Origin of the sequence: Sphingobacterium paramultivorum (genome assembly GCF_014109745.1) — a bacterium.
Classification (GTDB): Bacteria; Bacteroidota; Bacteroidia; order Sphingobacteriales; family Sphingobacteriaceae; genus Sphingobacterium; species Sphingobacterium paramultivorum.
The window spans coordinates 6,294,480-6,315,112 of the sequence record NZ_CP058555.1 but is presented as its reverse complement, the minus strand read 5'-3'; the positions used below and the strand labels follow the sequence as shown (position 1 = coordinate 6,315,112).

Below are 20,633 nucleotides of genomic sequence, written 5' to 3'. Positions count from 1 at the left end.
GGAGTCGGAGCTTCGGATGTACCACAGTTATTCTTTTAAAGTGCCGATATTTTTAGTAAAACACTGGTACGGTTGCTATTCAGGTCTGGATTTACGCCAACTTTCATCAGGTAGTCGCCCGAATAGGTTTGTCCCTGGCCTAAGCTCGACTTGGTTCCCGGATACAGGTTGATCTCCTCCACCCGGTATTGCTTTTGGGCATCCAGTCCTTTTAAACGAACAGGATCGGTTGTTCCGATACCATAGCGGTTATTGACCAGGTAGTTGAAGATGACAGCCTCGGTTTTTTGGCTATTTACATAGCTGAGGGCGGCAAAGTCACCTTCACGTGGATCGGCCAAACGATACTGCTCGCCATGCCAGATTGTTCCTTTTAGCGCGTCGTAATTCTTTACCGCCTGCTGGCAGAATAGCAGATCCTGTTCTTTCAGGTGGCTCACCACAATATCAAAACCCAGTTTACCCATCATCGCTACATCCGTACGGAATTTGAGGGACTGTTTTCCCCAGTCTGTCACATGGTTTGAGGTGCTGATTGCCGGGAAAAAGTACGAATACTCGTACTGCATAAAAATACGTTCCAAAGGGTCTGTATTGTCCGAAGGCCAAAATTCGGTAAAGTACCGAAGTGCCGCATAGTCCACACGACCACCACCGCCCGAACATAACATCATCGGCACTTTCGGATACTTCAAACGAATGCGCTCCAGCACTTTATAAAGGCCTTCCACATAAGAAACATAGAAAGCACCCTGGTCTTTTAGAAATGCGGAATGCGCATTGTAAATGACCGCATTACAGTCCCATTTGATATAGGCCAATGCCGGATTTTTAGTAAACAGATCGTCCAGAATCTGGAAAACAAAATCCTGCACCTTGGGATTTGTCAGATCCAGGATCAACTGATTACGGAAGTAATGTTCTTCGCGCTGTGGCTGTTTGACGACCCAATCCGGATGTTGCTCGTAGAGTTCGGATTTGGGGCTAACCATTTCGGGTTCTACCCAGATTCCAAATTTAACGCCCTGTTTGGTCGCTTCTTCCACAAGTGTCGCGATACCATTGGGTAGTTTTGTCCGGTTCGGTTGCCAATCTCCTAGACTGGAATGATCGCTGTTACGCGGATATTTATTTCCAAACCAGCCGTCATCCAATAAAAATAGATCTACGCCTAGTTTTTTGGTATCCTGGAGCAAACCTTTTAATTTTTGTTCATTAAAATCAAAGTAGGTCGCCTCCCAATTGTTGAGTAAAGTCAGGCGTTCGCCATTTCCATCCAGCAGTTGATATTTACGGGCCCAATTGTGCAGATTTCGGGAGGCGGTGCCTTTTCCCTTTGTCGACAAGGTATAGATCAATTTGGGTGTTGTAAATTCCTGGTTGCTGGCTAATTTTACATTGGAAGCATAGTTATTTATGCCGGCAATGATACGCAGGTTATTGAGGTAATCCACTTCAAAATCCACCTTAAAATTCCCACTATACCCAAGGCTTGCCATCAGTACTGTCCCTTCATCTTCGGATGCCGCCTTGCCCAGTGACACCATAAAGGAAGGTGGCTGAAATAAATTCGCGCGTGTTCCGAGCTTACTGTCCAGCACCTTAATGCCATGTGTTAACGGAGCCTCGTCCACCTGCATTTCTTTTGCCCAGTCACCATGGTACTGCCGTAGCCAATACGCGTTGGAGCGCAGGGTCAGATTGGCCGAAGCAAATTTTTCCAGCGTGACGGCTTTCTTTTCCTTATTCTGGATCGTTGCCCACTGCTCGATGATATCCTCATTCAAAAACGATTTGTAGTGTAAAACGACGTAAATATCGTATACCGGATCTTTTAGGGTGATATCAAGCTGTTTGACATTGGCATCTAGGTTTTTCACCGCATGCTTTTCATAGCGCAGGTCCAGGGAGCGGTTACCATCGGCATGAACGACACTGATGGCTGGTTCCAATAGGTTTTTCGAACCTGAGGGGGTATACGCCGCATTGGAGAGGCCACTATAATCTGTCAATTGCTTATAACCGCTTGCAATGGTCGAGTACTCTTTAGAATCACTCAATTTTTCACCGTAATAGAGCATTTTCAGTGTTTTCGTGGAATCGTACTCCAACACTAAGGCATTCGATCTGGTTTCAATAGGAATCTGTTTGGACTGCGCCTGTGCCTCCAGATGGACAAGCCCCTGGGTCATCAAAAGCCCGAGTACAACATGTTTAAAATGATGGGTTGGCATATATAAATAGATTTAGGATTTGTTAACGAACTTGACTATTTTGTTTGCTTTCAATTGAATCTTATAAAGGTATTTACCATTGATTTCCTGCTGTGGGCTTAGACCTGCCAATTGGGAAGGACTTAACACCTGAATCGTTTGATCTTGCGGCGATGAAAGAATAAGCTGCCTAATACTGCTGTTGTTCCATTCCATCTTTTCGATGTGTACATTGCCACGGGCTTTGAGCCCTTTAACTGTTCCGGCCGACCAGCGATCAGGCAGTGCAGGAAGTAATTCCAGCACATCCGTCTGCGACTGCAGCAACATTTCACTCACCGCAGCCACATAACCCAGGTTGCCATCAATCTGAAAGGGTGGATGCGCGCAGAGCAAGTTGGCGTAAACGCCACCGCCATTGTTGTAATCAATACCATCGCCGCCAACGAGGTTAATGAAATTAGTCAGGATTTTATAGGCGTGATTCCCATCCTGCAAGCGGGCCCAAAAAGCCACCTTCCAGGCCATGGACCAACCTGTCGATTCGTCGCCACGCGCGGTCAGCGTAACTCGTGCAGCTTTGGCCAGTTCCGGTGTTTTTAAAACAGAGAATTGGTTACCGGGGTACAGACCAAACAGATGCGAGACATGGCGGTGCTTGTCCTGTGGATCATCACGATCCGTTTCCCACTCCTGCAGCTGTCCCCATTTACCGATTTTGGGTTTGAGCAGCGCATCGCGAAGTGCCGTGATATGCTTACGGTAATCGTCGTCCAACTTTAAAATTGTACTCGCCTGGATGTAGTTGTTAAAGAGATCGTAAATAATCTGGTGGTCGTAGCTCACGGCATCCTCTGTGGGTCCATGTTCCGGCGACCAGCCCTTTGGCGCCACCACAGTTCCGTCTGGTCGTCGAACCAGACGATCATCCCAAAACTCACTTATTTCTTTTAAAATCGGATACGCAAATTCGCGTAGGTATTTCTCGTCCCTGTTAAACGCATAATGCTCCCAAAGTGCCTGAGCATACCAGGCACTTCCGGGCGTGTTCCAAAGGAAGCTCTCCCCACCGAAGATATTATTTTCGGTCTTTACGGTCCAGCCTCTTACGCCCGGAAATTCCTTCTGTGTATTTATTTTTTTCACCTCACGCATGCTATTGATATAATCGAGGTAAGGCCAGGCCGATTCACGCAGATTAGCGACTTCTGCAGGCCAATAGTTCATCTGTACATTGATATTGGAATGGTAATCTGAGCGCCATGGTGGATTGTTACTGTTGTTTCAGAGCCCCTGCAGATTTGCAGGCAAACCGCCTTTCCGTGAGGAACTGATCAGCAGATAACGTCCATATTGGTATACCAAAGCTTCCAGAGCCGGGATCGGCTGTTTTTTATAGGCTTCCAACAGCGCTTTTGTTGTTTGCTTGGCGTCCAGCTGGCTATGGTCGAGATCAAGCTCCACGCGGTTGAACAGCGCTGTATAATCTGCAACGTGCCGTGCCAGGAGCTTATTTACGCCATATTTTTCCGCTTGCTGCAGATAACGTTCATTGACCTTCATCGGTTCTTCGGCCGACTTCCATTTGGTCGCCCGTGTATTGGCGTAATCTGTTGCGGCACTCAGCAGCAGAACAATTCGATCGGCAGATTTTACGTTAAGGACAGCCTGTCCTTTTTCATCTGTCGTTTTGGAAAGTGAACCACCTACGACCTGTACGCGTACCTGTGCGGCATACCGCATACCATTGTCGAGCGTTCCCTGAAACCACAGATGACCATCTTCTACCTGCACCGCCTGCCCATGTGCATCCTGAAGTGCAATCTGGGCATTGAGTTTCCCTTTTTTACTGTTCGCATACTCAAATACCATGACCTGATCGGGCTGACTCGCAAAATACCGACGGTTGATTTGCTGTCCATCCTGCTGATAAGCTATTTCATGCAGCCCTTTATCCAAATTCAATTTCCGGCTATAGGCGGTAAAGGATTTATTAACGTCGGAGTCAAAGCGAACAAAAAGATCACCAAAAGCCTGATAGGCACCTGTTTCCTGTTCATCACCTGTCCATAGGCTATTTTCATTAAATTGAATATGTTCCTGATTTACGCCCGCGAAGATCATGGCGCCAATTCGTCCATTTCCGATGGGGTATGCTTCAGTCATCCAGTCCGTTGCGGGCTTATTATCCAAGAGGTAATAGCGTTGTGCCTGGGAAGTGCCAAAACAAATGATCAAGAGTGTTAAGAGAACGTATTTTATTTTTGTGTGCATCAACATAGCGGTTTATACAATTTTATTGGGCAATGCCCAAGGGTGAAAAAACAAGGTATATGACAATCATCAGGACAATCAAAATTGCGCCCACACCATAGCGGCCTTTCCAATAAGCTTCTTTATCCTGGCCCGAAAACTCAAATTGATACTCCGATAGATAGTTTGGCTGGCTCAGTTTACTTCCCCCCCAGATAACCAGTGCCACAGCGATAAACAACAGCGCGAACAGGTGCAGATAGTGTAGCTCTGTTTTCCAGACAAACACCAGAAAAAAATAACTGAACATGTATAAAAACAATCCAATCTGTGCCATGCGCGGTGTCACACGGCGGGATAAAATCCCCAAGATCATAATCGTGAAAATGGGCATATTAAATAAGCCCGATACGGTCTGCAAATAGGTATAAAATCCATCGTGGGCAAAAAGGATAAAAGGGGCAATAAACATCGCTGAAATTGAAATAATCAATTCGAACAATTTCCCTTTTCGTACCAATTCCTTTTCACTGTATGGCCTCTTTTTATAAGCCAGATAGGGTTTGTAAATATTAAAAATAAATAAACTGCCACAGCTCTGCAGCCCTGCGGTATATGTTGTCATCGCAGCGCCAAAGACCAAGGCCAAGGAAAAACCGATCAGGATATCGGGAAAAATTAAAACGATAAGTTTCGGAAAAACAGAAGCCGTAGGCTGTACATGCGGCAACAGATGCACAGCCAAAAGTCCCGGCAGATTGATCAGCAAGGGCATAAGGAGCTTACCTCCCGCAGCCAAAGTCATCCCTTTTTGTGCCTCCTTTAAATTCTTAGCACTCAGGGCCTGCTGTGCAATATAGGGTTCCATCCCCCAGTAATAGAAATTGATCAGCAGCATTCCGGTAAATAAGGTCGAAAATGGGACCGCATCATGCTTTCCGCCGACAGCATTGAGGTGCTCTTTTTTTTCATGCAGTAACTGCGCTAGACCAGACCAGACATCGCCACCTCCAAGGTGCCAGAGCGCAAAGACAGGAATGAGCACAGCAAGTAAAAACAGACATAAGCCTAAGCTTAAATCCGATAAGGAGATCAGCTTGAGACCTCCCAAAATACTATATAAACTACCTATCACGCCTAAAGCCCATACCAGCAACCAGATGCTCTGCCAATAGGTAATATGCAATAACGCCGGGACATCAAACATGGTCGCAAGGCTCAATGCTCCACCATACAATACAGGAGGCAGCAAATTGACAATATATCCAATCAAGATGAGTATAGAAACCAGCATTTTTGTTTTGGTGTCAAATCGCAGTGCCAAGAAATCCGGAACCGTCCGAAAGCCATGCTTAAAATAAATAGGTAGCAGAAATTCCGATACCAAAAGCATGGCAACAACGGAACTAATGCCCCAGCCGATAACTGAAAGATTATTGATATAAACCGATTCGTTTTCACCTATAAACTGGTTGGCGCTCAAGTTTGTCAACAGCAAGGCTGAACCAACCATCCAAAAGCTATTGCTCTTTCCAGCCAGGAAGAAGCCGTTGAGCGTCGTGGAATAGGTGGTCTTAAATTTCCATAAGGACCATAACGCAACCAAACCGGTAAAAAGACAAAAACTAAAAATTATCATCGTAAAACTTTCTTTTTTATACAGAGCCGCGATCTGCCAATGTTGTCGGCACCACTTCCCGGATCAATGTTCTTTCGAGCACAAACTTGGCTGCTTCGGCCCCAATCCGTGCAAAACTTGTCGAAAAGGTGGTAATACCACCGCTGATAATCTCTTTAATAACATCATCATTATGCGATAAAATCCCCAGATCCTCACCCAAAGTCCAACCCTTTTGCAGCACCTCTTTTAACATCTGGTAGAGCTCCGGATTATGAATGGTAAAATACAGTTTCCCCTTTTTTAGATCACCTACATGGTATTGCTTTTCGATATGACCTTTTACCTTATAGTCTTTCAAAAAGCGCAAGAACGCATCTTTGATTTCATTGGGTTCGGCTGTATTTTCCCTAAAATAGAAGATCACTTCTTTATACTTTTTGATCTTTGGATAAAGCTCCTGAAACACGGCATAGGTGGCTGCTTCAAATTCCTGAGAAACATAAGAATATTCCGCCCCTAAATCCATCAGCCGGTCGATAATCAATAGTTTTGACACAGGAATATTTCGCAATAAACGCTCAGAATCGGCATTTTCAATCGGAGCGACAATATATACCGTATATCGTCCCTGAATACGATTGAAAATATCTTCAAAGGTTTCCATATTGTTGTGATGGAAAAAAAGATCGACCGTCACTTCCTCCGGAAGATTCGCCCGCAATTCGGATACCAAGGTATCCTGAAAAGTATCGTAAGCATATAACAACACGGCAACTTTCTGTTTCAACTGCGTGTTATTACTGACTACAAAATATCCTTTTCTATTTTTGGATTCCACGACTCCATGGGCAATCAGATCGCGGTAAGCCTTAGCGAAGGTTTCGCGTGCATAACCCAGGTATTGGATCAAGTTATTGACAGAAGGTAAACTGGCATGTACCTCCAGTTCATTGGCATCAATGGCATCCAACACGCCCTGCACAATACATTCATGTTTAGAGAGTGTATTCAATGCCTCCAGGCGTTTGATCCGATCGATCAATACTTTAAAATTTTCTTCTTTGCTTATCTTCATATGTTGTGATTAAAACAGGGCAATCTTAAATAATTTTGCACCTGCCTGCTCAAAGGCAATGGATTTCTCAGCGACAAATTCCTGCGCTGTTTTTTCAAACAGTTCCACCGCCTTATAGGTTGTATTTGGCGCTAGGCCAATCTGTTTAAAATCTATGTTTATTGCTGCCGGGGCTGTATTGAAATTAAATACGGCCACATACAGCGTTGTTCCAATCTTTTTGTAATAATACGTATTTGCGGCTTTTCCTTCTACAAATCCTGCCGGACGGAAGCTTTTACCGTCGGCTATAATTTTTAGAATTTCGGGATCCTGCAGATATTGATTCATCTTTGGCTGCCAGTTTTCTTTTTTCGACAGGTCATCACCAAGGATAATGGTCCCCGTTACCACACCGGAAAGCAATCTTGCCTTATTGACCTCAGGGCTTTCATCATGAAAGACCAGGTGGTCGGCATCGATAAAATCGTAGAGATAAGTTTGCCACCAGCCGTAACTAACACTGTTTAAGGTATACTGAGTTTGGTCGATCGTCTTCCAGGCGTCGCAGGCTATTCTGCGCATGTGTGCAAATTGGGCTGTTGCCAAGGATGGCGAAATTGCTGCGTAGATCAACATTTTACCCTGCAGCACGTCGACGAGATGTTTCATCCCCACAGCATAAGCCTGCATACCTGTCTGAATTTTCTTATCGTAAAAACCTGTGGATTCGATTGCCGCGTGAGAGAGGAAATCGACCTTGATCATTCGGAAGCCACAGTCGACCAATTTGCCCAGGATCACATCCATACGGGCCAACGTACCGGGATGTGTCGGGTCAAGAGCCCGACCACCATCTAAATTGTGGTAGCCTTTTTGGGTTTTGGTCCAAAGCTGGCCAAAGGTAAACTGGCTTCCCTCCGCCTTGCGGTCGGGACCACTTCCATGCCCCCAGTCTGTAAAAGGGGCCCAATACACACCGGGCTTGAGGCCCAAAGAATCACAATAGCGAACAAATTGCTTCAGCTGCGTGTAGTCACCTGACATACCTCCGGGCGTCATATTATCCCAGAAAGAGTCAAGATCTATAAAAGCCTCGCCATCTGCGTTCCGGAAATAAGGAATATCTTTTGCGAAATAGTCTGCTGTGCCTGTGGCATTCTGAAAATTAAGTTTTTCCTGTATCACGCCCCAGCTGTTCCAGCCGACAGGTGTGGCTCCTTGCCAAGATTTCACATAGGCCGGCGATAGCTTCCGGTGGATTTTAGCATAGTTTTCGAGCCCAATGCGCCAATCCTTGTCGTAAGACACGAGGTATTTTGGAGAGTGAATGACATCCCCCTTCACCGTCCCGTGCGCCATGGAATCACGTGTGATAGTTACATCTGTAAATCCCGCCTGTGCTGCCAGGTGGCTATATTGCCCCTGATCTCCTTCAATCGCGATACCCGATTTCCAGACGGATTGATCCAATGAACCAATCAACAGACCGTTTCCGCTGTCCTTATCGTATACAACGCCGACCTCGGCGCTGCGCTTACTATTCATTGCAAGGACATTGTTTTCATACGAAATAAACGTATCGTTATCAAAAGGAACAGCCAGCTGGTACAAGGATTTTCCCAAGCCGGCAATTGAAGCATTTGACCAGATCGGCACAAGTTCATTACTGGCTATATTTTTACCCCTAACTTCCAGTTCAAGGATGACACCATCTATTGTGTCGTAGCAATAAAAATGCTGCAGCAATGTGATGCCCTGTTGGGTTTTAACAGAAATGGTATACTGTATGCCTTTGCCCAAATTGTCCTGAATAGGCTTTTCTGTGACGCTGCGGGTTCCTTTCAGTTTATCTGTACTAATTTTCTGTCCATTAGCAAGTGCCAGATAGGCACTTGCTTGTTGGATATAGGCGACTTGATCTTTACTTAGTGAATATGTTCCATCTTGTTTGTTATAGGTCAACGTTAGGCCATTTTTCTTGACCTGAAAAGGCTGCGCGTATAACATGAAGGTACATAGCATAAAACTTAGCGCGAAAATAACTGTCTTCATTCTGCTTGATATTATTGTAAATTGATTTGAAAAGCGTTGATCTTCATGTAATGGTCAGGTTGAAAATTGACCAGCATTCCCATATTGACAGTAACCTTTTCTTTGATTTCAAAATAAACACCATCTGATTTAACATCAGCATGGGCCATTGCCTGTTGAATCTGCTCAAGATCTGGAATTCCACTGTTTGCTTTGCTAACAACCAGTTTTGCTGGCGGTTGATCATAATTTGTCCAGGATAAGTTACAAAAAAAACGATACTTACCGGGTAATAAGGTTACTTTTTGCTCTATTTTACCATTTATGATAGCCGGAGCTCCCCAGCCTGCTTCAATGTTGACCACGCCGCCATCGTCCGATCCAAAACCACCGTAACCGTTATGGTTTTTCATGGCGGCGTTTGTCATCCAGTTGTCCAAAACTCCCCAGCGATTACCGTCATAGACCGTCGCTGTAAATGGTGTTTTATAATTCTGGAGGTACCAAGGTGTGATATTGTCTTTTTTCACAGCCAATTTGGTCGATTTGACCATAAAGGTATCGATGGCCGAACTATCGGGTCTGAACACGGTACGATAGGAAACTTCGGCACCAGGAAGATAGCGTTGAAGGCCAATCTTTTCATCCTGATTTTTAGTACGCACCACGGTATCTGTGGTACCACCATCCCAATTTCTATACGCGATACGCAGTCCATCAAAGCCCATGGTTTCCGATACATTTTGCAAACCCAATTGCAGTTGCTGTCCAGCAATAAAATTCTGTTCGAGTACCACACGTTGGTAAAGTCCTTCGCGATAACGATCGCCATATACGTTCCCCACCACATAGGTCGGAACAGAAAAGCGTCCTGCGGCATCCACACTACGAATTTCTAAATTCATAGGCCCTTCAGGCAGTTTATCGATTAAGTAACGTACGGTATCCACCTTACCCGTCAGTTTGACCGGTATCTTCATCGAATCCTGCTTACTGTTCCAATAGATCCGTAGCTCAGACACACCCGAGGAAGCTCTATAAACACCTTCTACTTGTATACGGTATTTTCCCGAACGAACTCTAATCGAGTCGAGCTTTGCCGGGTAGATAATTGCTTTCCCGTCTGTGTGCTCGGTAAACTCGTCCATTTTGGAACAGGCCGCCAACAGCGCCACGATAAACAAGGACAGCAATACGATATATCTTTTCATAACTTTGCTTTTTAAATTGATTAATAAACGCCCCACACCTGAATCTGGTTAATCTGCATAAAATAACTACCCCGCCAATTGCGCAGATTGCGAATGCGCAGGTATTTGTATTTCGGAGCATCTTCCGGTAGATCAAATGACCAGCCAGAGGTACCATACACTTCGTCTGCATTGGTATTTGTTCCCGACGGTGTTCCCGATGGTTTACGTACCGTGCAGGTAGCCAATTTGGTCCAGGACTCCCAAGAGCCATCCAAATTCGGCGTATTGCTTCCCCAGATCTCAAAATCACGTAAGTTTCCCTTATCGTAGAAGCCGTTTTCCCGTCTTGGAAAGATCACCACCCGGCTTAGTTTTGCTTCTCTACCGATCGAGAAAGTGACCGATTGCGGTACCCCTGCATTCTCTACCGTATAAAAGCTTGGCCATTTGCCCGTATTGAGATTGCCATCCCATAGATTATCCATAGAACCGTAGAGGATTTGCGCATCTCCAGGCAAGCGTAATGGCGTAAACAATTGCCGGTTAAACAGATTTTCCTCCAATGGCGTAATCGAAGTGTACAGTGTATCGGATTTATTTAACCAGCGATCACGGACATAAAATGCGAACTTCATTTCTTTGGATTTCAATCCACGGACATTATATAGGATGATAGAATCCTGTCCATAGTAATTGTCCAAGGGCAGGTACTCCCCATTGTTGAGCGAGTCTACCATCGGTACGATCACAACATTTCCTTTTTCCTTATTGGTTGAGGTAATGCGGATACCGCCAAAGGCAGCCGTTACTTTCATCTCCCCAAACACCAGATTAAAGATCGGCGTCTTCGGTTCAACAATCACATCTACGGGATCCGACACAACCTCAGCCTTGCTTACCGCGTATAATTTAACGGTTTGCGGCTTGGTATCGGGGAATCCATCAATTAAGATTTCATTGGTGTACGTCGATGATTTGACAACACGGGTGGCGCCACTCGCCATCACGTATTCGGCTTTGACATAAAGTATGTTATCATTCTCTGGAAGGCTATAATGTATGGTTGCCTGTCCATAACCGTTCACGACGGAGGGATGCTGTACCAGTCCCGGTTTGGTCTGGTCGTCCTCCATTAAAGTCCAGCCTTTTTCCTCTTTACAGCCGAGCAGCAGAAACAGCAAACCAGCCATGACATAGATACTATTGCGATATATTCGTTTTTTCATGATTTTCTTCAATTTAATACGCTAATTACCAGCCTGGATTTTGTACCAAATTCGGGTTGACCAACAGATCGCTTTCTTTAATCGGCCAAAAATAGTCCCTTGGTGCCACGAATCGTTGTTGATAGAAGGTCTGTTCCTGATAGAAAAGCTCCGGATGGTCCTTATCCTGATTGCGATCCCAGCCCGTGATATTTTTGTTGAGTTCCTGCGCGGCAAGCTTCCAGCGTCTCAAATCCCAAAAGCGGGAACCTTCAAAGCTCATCTCAATATTACGTTCACGTTGTATGATAGCACGGAGTCCTTCTTTTGTCGTTGGTTTAGCGCTATTAAAAGCATACTTTGCCCAGGATTCTTTCACCCCTTCCAGACCAGCGCGCTTGCGAATTTTATCGAGATAGAGGAATACATCGGCTGTCGGTCCTTCACTTTCGTTCAACGCCTCGGCATACATCAGATACAGGTCGGCAAGCCGTAGCATAGGCCATGGATATTCTTCGATATGCGAGCTGTTTCCATCCTTAAAGGCAAATTTCCAATTGACCAGTTTCTTTGGGTAATAGGTTGTGATCGGCACGGAAACACCACTGCCAAATAAGCCTAAACGAAGCTGTGTTGTCCAGGTATTTTCGTCTGTCTGACTTGGGCTATTTTCCATGTACCAAACCCCACCGTCAAAGCCCACATTGGCGTAGAAACGATTTTCACGGTCAAAATGCAAACGCGCTGTTCGGTAATTTTCGATATTGTTGAAGCGTTCGTCATGCGTTCCAGTACGCAATTGATTTTTATTGCTAAAATCAAGGGTTTTGTCTTCATCCATCGGCACCCCGTTTTTCGTATAAAACTGTTCAATGATTTTAATTGTCGGGGCCAAGGTACCGTTGACGCTGTTGTTGCCGGCATTATTCGGATCGATATGCGCCATGGACGAGTACTGCAACTGCCATGTCCGCGAATTCGAATTCCCCCAGATGATCTCGCGGTTCCATTTTTCCGTCACAGCGTTACGAATGCTCATCTGAATCATTGTGGTATTGGACAGTGGACGTACCGGTGTTGGAAATTCGTATAGATTCATACCCAGCTCCTCACAGGCAGCAATAGCTTCTTTTGCAGCCTGCGCTGCTTTACGCCATTTCTCGGCTTGGAAGCTCTGATTAAAAAATAAGGTGCCGTCCACATTTTTGAAGGTTGCATAATCCGTATTACCATTGAATAACGGGCTCGCTGCATATAATAGGACTTTCGCCTTGATGCCTAAGGCAATCGGTTTTGTGATATGCCCCAGATCAGTTACTGGCGACTGCACCGCACTTGGCAGCTTACTTGCGGCCTCATCCAGTACCTTCACGATATAATCCGCTACTTGGTCAATCGGCTGACGCTTTACCTGCGTATCCTCAATTGGTGCTGTGACAGGTACGTTGACATCCATAATGGGAATAGGGCCATAGTGACGCATCAGCATAAAGTGGTAATACGCTTTTAAAAACAGGACTTCACCCTCCCAGGTGGTACGTTCGTCTTGCGTCATATCACGTACCTTTTCGGGATTTTGAATGTTTTCCAAAAAGATATTACAGTCGCGAATGGCATTGAACATCGACCGTTCGCGAACATTATTGATTATATGTCCGTCCCAATAGTTGACATAAGGATCGGTGACACTTTGATTGCCACGGGCGATGTTCCAGTTTGTCCCGTTGATACTCCGCGTTGGGTAATCCAGCCAGAGCTCATCTCCTGCCATAAAAGCAGGATTTATAGTCGGTTCACCATCATTGGGCAAATAAGAATAACAGGTTGCCAAATATTTGATCGCTTCGCTACGCATGGTAAAGGCATTATCTATTGTGGGGGCATTGTCGGGTACGACATCCAAATAGTTGCAGGATTGAAAAAACAATAGACCTGATACCACCATCGATTTAAATACAGTTAACTTTTTCATGATACATTGTTTTTTATAATCCTACATTGATTCCGATATTATATACCGCCTGAACCGGGTACCCCAAACCATCACCGCCCATTTCAGGATCCCACATTTTAAATTTGCTCCATACAGCAAGATTCAGGGCATTGGTATAAATGCGGATATTGGACATCTTCCAGCGATCCAGGATCTTCTTTGGTACCGTATAGCCCAATTCAACAGATTTTAGGCGAAGGAAGGCACCATTGCGCATCCACCAGGTCGAGAATTGATTATTGTTGTTATTGAATCCGTCGGTCAATCGTGGCCAAAATGCACGGATATCCTGATTATCTTCCGACCAGTGACTATTGGCCACCTGTTTTAACAGTCCATTTTGATAGGGGCCATTGATGGCGAAAGGCGTAATATTTCCGGGATTAATAAAAAACGATGAACGTGCAGAGCCCTGTAGGAAAGCACTGACATCAAATCCTTTGAAACCGACGGTGAATCCCATACCGTAGATAATTTCAGGATCCGTTGGAAAACCGATGGGCACTTTATCCAGATCAGTTATTTTGCCATCACCGTTAATGTCACGGTATTTGATATCACCGCCCATTGTTTTCAATGCTCCACCAAAATTTTGCAATGGCGAATTATCGGCTTCAATATCATCTACAAATAAGCGTTCGGCGATCAAACCATATTGTTGTTTAATCGGATAACCTAAATGTGTCAGGTAAGATAAATTTGCCGGATAGTTTGGCTCTTCGTTGGTCAACAAGCGATTGGTCGCATAGGTCATATTACCGCGCAACTGCGTCCACCAGGTATTTGCAAAGGATTTGTTGTAATCCAAAGCCAGGTCAAATCCCTTGCTTTCCGCTTTGCCCATATTGGATTGAATATCGGCCTGAAAACCTGCAGTCGTCGGAATCGTTGAGCGTACCATTAAGATATCACTTCGCTTGGAGTTGTAGTAGTCAAAGACAACACCCAATCCATTTTTAAGATTCAGATCAAAACCTGCATCAAATGTTTTGGCACGCTCCCAGGTAATATTGGGATTGGCGTAACGCGAGATGGAATAACCCGGTCGGGTATAATCCCAAAGATTTCCCCAGGAAAAGCCTTTTCCATTATCATTTGGATTAACCTGCGATAAATAGAAAAAGCGGTCGCGGTCGTTACCGATCTGGTCGTTACCCACCAAACCGTAGGTTGCCCGTAGTTTTAAACGAGATACCACCGGTGTCATAAATTCAAACATCGGCTCTTCCTGGAGGTTCCAGCCTACCCCAAAAGAGGGGAAAAAGCCAAATCGTTTATCTTTAGAAAAGCGCTCGGAACCGTTGTAACCAAAGTTTGCTTCGAAAAGGTATTTATTTTTATAAGCATACGTTGCGCGTCCAGACACACCAATGTTACGTGCTGGCAGAGAAGCCTGTAAATTGCCCCCGTTTGCTGTCTGATAATTGCGCATGATACCGATGAGCATACCCGTGATGTCGTGATCCTTTCCAATGGTTCGGTTATAATTGACCGCAAATTCGCCATAGGTCGTTGTATTCTGTATCCTATCGCCTTGACTGTAGTCCAGGTATTCCGTTCCCTGGTTTTCATTCAGCAAGCTCAATACCGTATTGTTTGTACCCGGTATTTTCAGCAGATTATAGTAGAAGGGCTCAAAGCTTCTGCGTACTGAAAAATACGAGTACCGTTGTGTATAAGCCATCAAACGGGCCGACAAGCCTTTTGTGATAAAATCAAAGTTCTGTTTCAGCTCCAATTGTACATTGACGGTTGAACTATTGTATTCCTGAAAACCGTTGACCATCTTGGCATAAGGATTATTGTACAAAGTCTTTGTCGTCGGTATAAAGCTATTTCCGAAGAGCGGATGGGTTGTAAACGGTGCGTAAGAAGCTGGATAGACTGCCGGGAACATCACCGGATTGGACCAGATGGCCTCTTTGAATACCCGTTGCCCCCCATTGATCAAATTACCCCAATCATCATAACCACCGATGGGTCCCTTATAATCGTCAAACTGTGCCGATGTACGGATAATTCCTATGGTCGTCGGGGTTACATTTAAAGTGATATTGGAACGTATCGAATAATTTTTGAGGTTAATGTTATTGTCAAAATTATTGCCGCTTTCTGATTTCAAAATTCCCCTGTCATTGTTGAAAGTACCCGCGACATAATATTGCGCCAGGTTTCCCCCGCCAGTTACGTTGAAATTGAAACGCTGGTTGTTTGTATAATCTTTAATCAATTGATCGATCCAGTTATTATTTGGATAAAGTAGCGGATCGTCGCCCCTTGCGGTATGATCGATTTTATTTTGGTCATAAGGCAAAGCCCCTTTGGGATTACGCGTCAATACCGCTTCATTTGCCAGGTTCATGTAGGTAATGTTATCGGCAAATTGGAAATTTCGTGTATTGGTAGAAATTGAGTTTTCGAAACGCGCATTAAATTTTGCTTTTCCCACGATACCACTTTTGGTATTCACCAGAACCACACCATTTGCACCTCTGGCACCATACAATGCAGAGGCGGCCGCATCTTTCAGTACCGAAAAACCAGCAATATCATCGGGCTGTAGCCGCGCTAAAGCTGTTGTATTCGATTCCATCCCATCGATCAGAATCAAGGGATCTTTTTTTCCGGCACCAAAGGTCCCGACACCACGAATAAAGAACGAGGCATTATCATTTCCGGGTTCACCACTGCGCTGATACGCAATTAAACCCGCTACCCGACCTGCCAGCATGGTGGTCAGATTGGAGGTAGGGCCTTTAATTTCTTTTGGATTGATCGAGGTGATCGAAGCGACCATACTCGTTTTCTTTTGTGTGCCATAAGCGACGACAGTCACTTCATCCAGGTTTGAACTTGATGAAGACAGAAAGATGGTCATCCGGTTGGTACTGGTGACCTGAACAGTTTTTCGGTCGAATCCGACTGAAGTCAGGACAAGCTGATCATTGAGGTGTACATCTTTGATCAGGAACTGCCCCTGTGCATCCGTTGATACAGCAGCGCTTTTTCCCACAAAAGCGATTGTAACATTGGAAATGGGTAAATGTCCGACACTATCTAATACAACTCCTCTTAATTCAAATGATTTGGACTGTGCGTTTACAAAGCCCGTTAGCAGAAGAAAAAGGAAGACAAGACTACATCGCTGCCATTTACAGATTCGGTAATACATGTGGTAGATCATAAATTGGTCTTCTTATAGATTGGTTATTAGTTTATAGTATAGCGGCCAGTAATCTATACTATTCTATACTACTTTACAATAGTAAAAACATTTTCTGACATGGGCAAATATTTTTTTCAATAATAGGTTCAGGCTGTGTGTCATAACTAGGCTAGCGAGCCACTATTTACCACGAGGAAATAAGGGAAAAATAAAGCGGGATGTACAATCATGGCTGATTATACATCCCGCTTAGTAAATAATTTAAAAAATTTTGATCACAAAAAAAGGTAGGCCTAGCCTACCCTTTTGTCAATGAGTGATGATATTTTAACGTATGATTGAGTGAATGTGCGGTCTGCCGGGCATCGTCCTGATAGGACGATAAATCTTGGCAGGCTCGGATATCTGCTACATCCACCTTGTTTCTTACTTTGCTGATGACCTGATTTAATTCCGATTTCCAGTTGCCTGGATCGCCAAAATCGTCCACCCAATTTTTGTTGATAAACCTTTTATAGTTCAAAAGCAAAATATACAATTCCTCACCACTACCGGCGCGATTGATTGACGTGCGCCAGTTCTCTAATTTTTCTTTAAAACTCATAACCAACAATATACAAAAAAAAATATTACTTTTTCAAATTAAGGAGCTTATACAGCCTTTCATTGACCTGGATATGACATGACTCGTGTTTTTTTGACCGGTAGCCCTTGCATTTCACGGATAGGACCTCAATTCCCTGTCAAGTAATATTCAGAAAAACTATTATATTTACTGAGCGAGGGTTTAGCACCTATGCGTTTCCTACAGGGGTAAAGACATTATTATGCGTTATTTTGATTTTGACGACAGCAAATACGGCTTTCCCTTAGCGATGGATGCCCATCGGTTCGAGGATAATACCGATCTGATTTTTGAGGCCGGTCCGCACACCATCAACTTTTTTGAGATCATGTTTTTTGAACAGGGAAGCGGTGTGGCCTATACCAATGAAAAACGCATCGAATTATGCCCAGGTACGATCTTATTCGCTTCGCCCAATCAGATTAAGCAATGTGACTTTGATAAAAACGGTGTCAAAGGATTTCATTTAATCTTTAAGCCCGAGTTTTTGGAATCTTTTTTTCAGGATAAAACACTGGTATACAAACTCCCCTATTTTTACAACTATTCGTTTGCACCTTATATTGTCGCGATGGGCGTCGATTTTGAGTTGTTCAAATCCATGCTCTCCGAAATTGTTTTTGAAATCGGCGCGTTCCGATCTGACAGTCCCAATATGATTCGCGCATTACTTGCCGGTATTTTACTTCGACTGGACCGGCTATTTCGTGCATTTCATCATATAGCCAGCGAAAGCGCGAACAACAATTTGCTCACTCGATTTAAAATGCTCCTGGAAGAGCATGTCAATTCCAACCTGAACTGCAACCAATATGCTAGTTTACTAAAAATACACCGCAATGAGCTGAATCACAAAATCAAAGCCTACACTGGACATAGTCCGATCACCCTCCTCCAACACCGAAAAATACAAGAAATCAAACAGCGGCTTGTATTGGACGAACAGTCTATCGCCCAAATTGCCTTTGAACTTCATTTCAGCGATCCTAATAATCTTTCCAGATTTTTCAAAAAACTGACGGGTTTATCTCCTTCCGCATACAAGCAGAAAATGCAAAATGATAGTTTTTCATAAACTTGTGATATTTATTCAATGACGCAGCAGGCTACCTTTGCATAGATCGTCATTCCAATTGCGAGGTGAGGATCTCCGTTTTAAGATTCATCAGCTGGATACCTGTATATTATCGAGCTACACAATGGAAAAATATGCTGAAACTACTGCTACTCTCTTGTTCACTGTATGGGCTATTTACTACTCCACCTTACCGTATTACCGGCCGGTTGGTTGACCATCAGTATAACCCCGTTGGGTATTTTATTATTGAAACCTATGCGTCCAATAAGGAAAGGGAACCCTTGGCTTTATTAGGTCGGGATACCGTTAGAAATAGCAATGGCGAATTTAAAATACAGGTGATAAAAAAGGGCAGCTATCTCCTGAGAATAGCCGTTCCCGATTACACCGATTATTCCCTGTTTACCACGATCCAGGATTCCAGTTACTCCTTTCCCGAAATACACTTACAGCCGACCAAATAAGTGCCATCTATGCAACCTTGTGTTCAGCCTTTCGCTGTTAGGCAGGTTAACTTACCAATCGCCCCTGTTTTTGCGATCGCATTAGCCTTCTCTAGGGTGATTGGTCGTAATCGCGTAAGGTATGCTAGGGGCTTACTAGCCCCCTTGCTTGCTTATTCTTTGCCTATTCTTTGCCGATTGGTTGCTATTTAATTACCATTTTAGCAGAGAAACAGCGAAGAAACACCAAAGAAACGGCAAACGAATAGCAAACCATTCTCGAAGCAGATACGAAGAAGACCCGAAGAATAAGCAAAGAAACGGCAAACAAACGGCAAACAAACAGCAGAGAAACAGCAAAGCATCGGCAAATAAATAGCAAACAGATCTCGGAAAAAGTGCAAGATAGCGTACAAAAAAATTTAATTAATGACTAAACTTTACTAGTATTACCGGGTCTCATTAACAAGAGTACACCATGATTATTTGCTTTCAAATTTAACCCGATGCCCTATATGATGACAAAAGTCCCATTTAAAACCATGCTCGTTCTTCTTTTGTTGACTACTGCCACACAGGCTATTTGTGCAAATATTGCGCAATATAACCGTACTGCCCTTTTCCTTCAGGACCATCTGGGCGATGGTTACAGCAAAATCGGATCACGCGTTTATTATCGCGGTAAAGAAATTCCGAACGCCAATGCCGGTTCATTTCAATTTTTAGGTTCGGGTTATGCAAAAGATACCTGGAAGGTTTATTTTCGAGGAGCAATAATAACTGATGCAAGCCCGTCTACTTTTCAATTCCTGGGAGACGGTTATGCCAGCGATGCCTGGAAGGTTTATTTTTATGGTAAACCATTATCAAATGCAACAGCGTCTTCCTTCAAGATACTGGGAAATGGTTACAGCAAAGACCCCTGGAAAGCTTATTATTTAGGCAAGGAAATTAATGGAGCCAATGCTTCAAGCTTTGAAAATCTCGGCCGGGGTTATGCAAAAGATAATTGGTCGAGCTATTATAGGGGCGAAAAGAATGATAAATTTGCTGGTCCTAACACACAGCCCCTTGGCGGTCAATACACCAAGGACAATTGGTCTGTTTTTTATAAAAATCAGAAAGTGGAAGAGGCTTCTGCTTCAACCTTTGAATACCTTGATGATGGCTATGCCAAAGATGCGTGGAATCTTTTTTATCGCGGAGTCAAAGTCGAGGGTGGCAGCCCCAACTCGTTCAAATTAATCGGAAACGGCTATGCAGCAGATCCCTGGGTAGTTTATTATCAGGGGGTAAAAGTTAAGGGTGCCTCGCCATCTACATTTAAAGCGCTTGGAGGAGGTTATGCAAAAGACTCCTGGGCAGTTTTCTATCGCGGCCAGGAGTTAAAGGGAGCTGGTGCTAGCACTTTTGAGTACTTAGACAACGGCTATGCACAGGATACATATACGAAGTTTTATCGCGGCGAAAAATTGGATTAATTCATTCTATAATAATGTTAATACCGACCATTTTGGCCTTGTATTTAATCTTTTCGATAAGGCCATAGTAGCTCCAGTTACGCAACAGGAATTCATTGAACAATAGCCAATCCACGGAAAGATAGCATAGCTGCAGCAAACGAAGATCAGAGGGTGACCAAGTTCGGTCTTTTTACAGTGCTTGTTCAGTGCTCGTTCAGTGCTTGTTCAGTGCTTGCTCAGTGATGACTGAATAAACACTGACTGATTACTGTCTAAATACTGATTGAAAATT

Annotated in this window: 13 protein-coding genes and 1 pseudogene; 3 read left to right on the top strand and 11 right to left on the bottom strand. The window is 44.1% G+C overall.

Annotated features, from left to right (window positions below; all coding sequences use genetic code 11):
• Positions 1-35: 35 nt before the first annotated feature.
• The 11 genes and pseudogenes from HS960_RS26215 to HS960_RS26165 all read right to left on the bottom strand — a co-directional run bounded on the left by HS960_RS26215 (position 36) and on the right by HS960_RS26165 (position 17,336).
• Positions 36-2,234: an alpha-galactosidase gene (locus tag HS960_RS26215; RefSeq protein WP_153845198.1), complete on the bottom strand. Its 2,199-nt coding sequence runs from the start codon at positions 2,232-2,234 to the stop codon at positions 36-38.
• Between the two features lie 12 nt (positions 2,235-2,246).
• On the bottom strand, positions 2,247-2,543 hold the full coding sequence (locus tag HS960_RS27205) for a glycoside hydrolase family 95-like protein (protein ID WP_394353596.1): 297 nt from the start codon (positions 2,541-2,543) through the stop codon (positions 2,247-2,249).
• Between the two features lie 6 nt (positions 2,544-2,549).
• Positions 2,550-4,487: pseudogene (locus HS960_RS27200) on the bottom strand (glycosyl hydrolase family 95 catalytic domain-containing protein); the annotation flags it as partial.
• Positions 4,488-4,509: 22 nt separating this feature from the next.
• Entirely contained in the window at positions 4,510-6,105 is a 1,596-nt protein-coding gene (locus HS960_RS26200) for a solute:sodium symporter family transporter (protein ID WP_159731655.1), read from the bottom strand.
• Between the two features lie 16 nt (positions 6,106-6,121).
• Positions 6,122-7,162 (bottom strand): GntR family transcriptional regulator, encoded by a 1,041-nt coding sequence (locus HS960_RS26195; RefSeq protein ID WP_153845195.1) that lies wholly within the window; start codon positions 7,160-7,162, stop codon positions 6,122-6,124.
• A 9-nt stretch (positions 7,163-7,171) separates the two neighbouring features.
• The gene (locus HS960_RS26190) at positions 7,172-9,196 is read right to left on the bottom strand and encodes an alpha-amylase family protein (protein WP_182330865.1); all 2,025 of its coding nucleotides are present in this window, start codon (positions 9,194-9,196) and stop codon (positions 7,172-7,174) included.
• Between the two features lie 11 nt (positions 9,197-9,207).
• Entirely contained in the window at positions 9,208-10,386 is a 1,179-nt protein-coding gene (locus HS960_RS26185; RefSeq protein ID WP_159731659.1) for a DUF4998 domain-containing protein, read from the bottom strand.
• A 20-nt stretch (positions 10,387-10,406) separates the two neighbouring features.
• Positions 10,407-11,594, bottom strand: a complete 1,188-nt coding sequence (locus tag HS960_RS26180; RefSeq protein WP_153845192.1) for a DUF5000 domain-containing lipoprotein — start codon at positions 11,592-11,594, stop codon at positions 10,407-10,409.
• A 25-nt stretch (positions 11,595-11,619) separates the two neighbouring features.
• Positions 11,620-13,545 (bottom strand): RagB/SusD family nutrient uptake outer membrane protein, encoded by a 1,926-nt coding sequence (locus HS960_RS26175; protein ID WP_182330864.1) that lies wholly within the window; start codon positions 13,543-13,545, stop codon positions 11,620-11,622.
• A gap of 13 nt (positions 13,546-13,558) precedes the next feature.
• Positions 13,559-16,750, bottom strand: coding sequence for a SusC/RagA family TonB-linked outer membrane protein (locus HS960_RS26170; RefSeq protein WP_202883719.1), 3,192 nt, complete (start codon positions 16,748-16,750; stop codon positions 13,559-13,561).
• A 280-nt stretch (positions 16,751-17,030) separates the two neighbouring features.
• Complete coding sequence (locus tag HS960_RS26165; protein WP_075993880.1) at positions 17,031-17,336, bottom strand: hypothetical protein; 306 nt, start codon at positions 17,334-17,336, stop codon at positions 17,031-17,033.
• 223 nt (positions 17,337-17,559) lie between these two features.
• On the opposite strand from HS960_RS26165, the gene HS960_RS26160 reads away from it, so the two are divergent.
• From HS960_RS26160 to HS960_RS26150, 3 genes are all read left to right on the top strand, one after another.
• On the top strand, positions 17,560-18,432 hold the full coding sequence (locus tag HS960_RS26160; RefSeq protein WP_182330863.1) for an AraC family transcriptional regulator: 873 nt from the start codon (positions 17,560-17,562) through the stop codon (positions 18,430-18,432).
• A 134-nt stretch (positions 18,433-18,566) separates the two neighbouring features.
• Positions 18,567-18,899 carry a hypothetical protein gene (locus HS960_RS26155; RefSeq protein ID WP_153845189.1) on the top strand — a complete coding sequence of 111 codons (333 nt, stop codon included), beginning with the start codon at positions 18,567-18,569 and terminating at the stop codon, positions 18,897-18,899.
• Between the two features lie 494 nt (positions 18,900-19,393).
• On the top strand, positions 19,394-20,359 hold the full coding sequence (locus HS960_RS26150; RefSeq protein WP_182330862.1) for a DKNYY domain-containing protein: 966 nt from the start codon (positions 19,394-19,396) through the stop codon (positions 20,357-20,359).
• Positions 20,360-20,633: the final 274 nt, after the last annotated feature.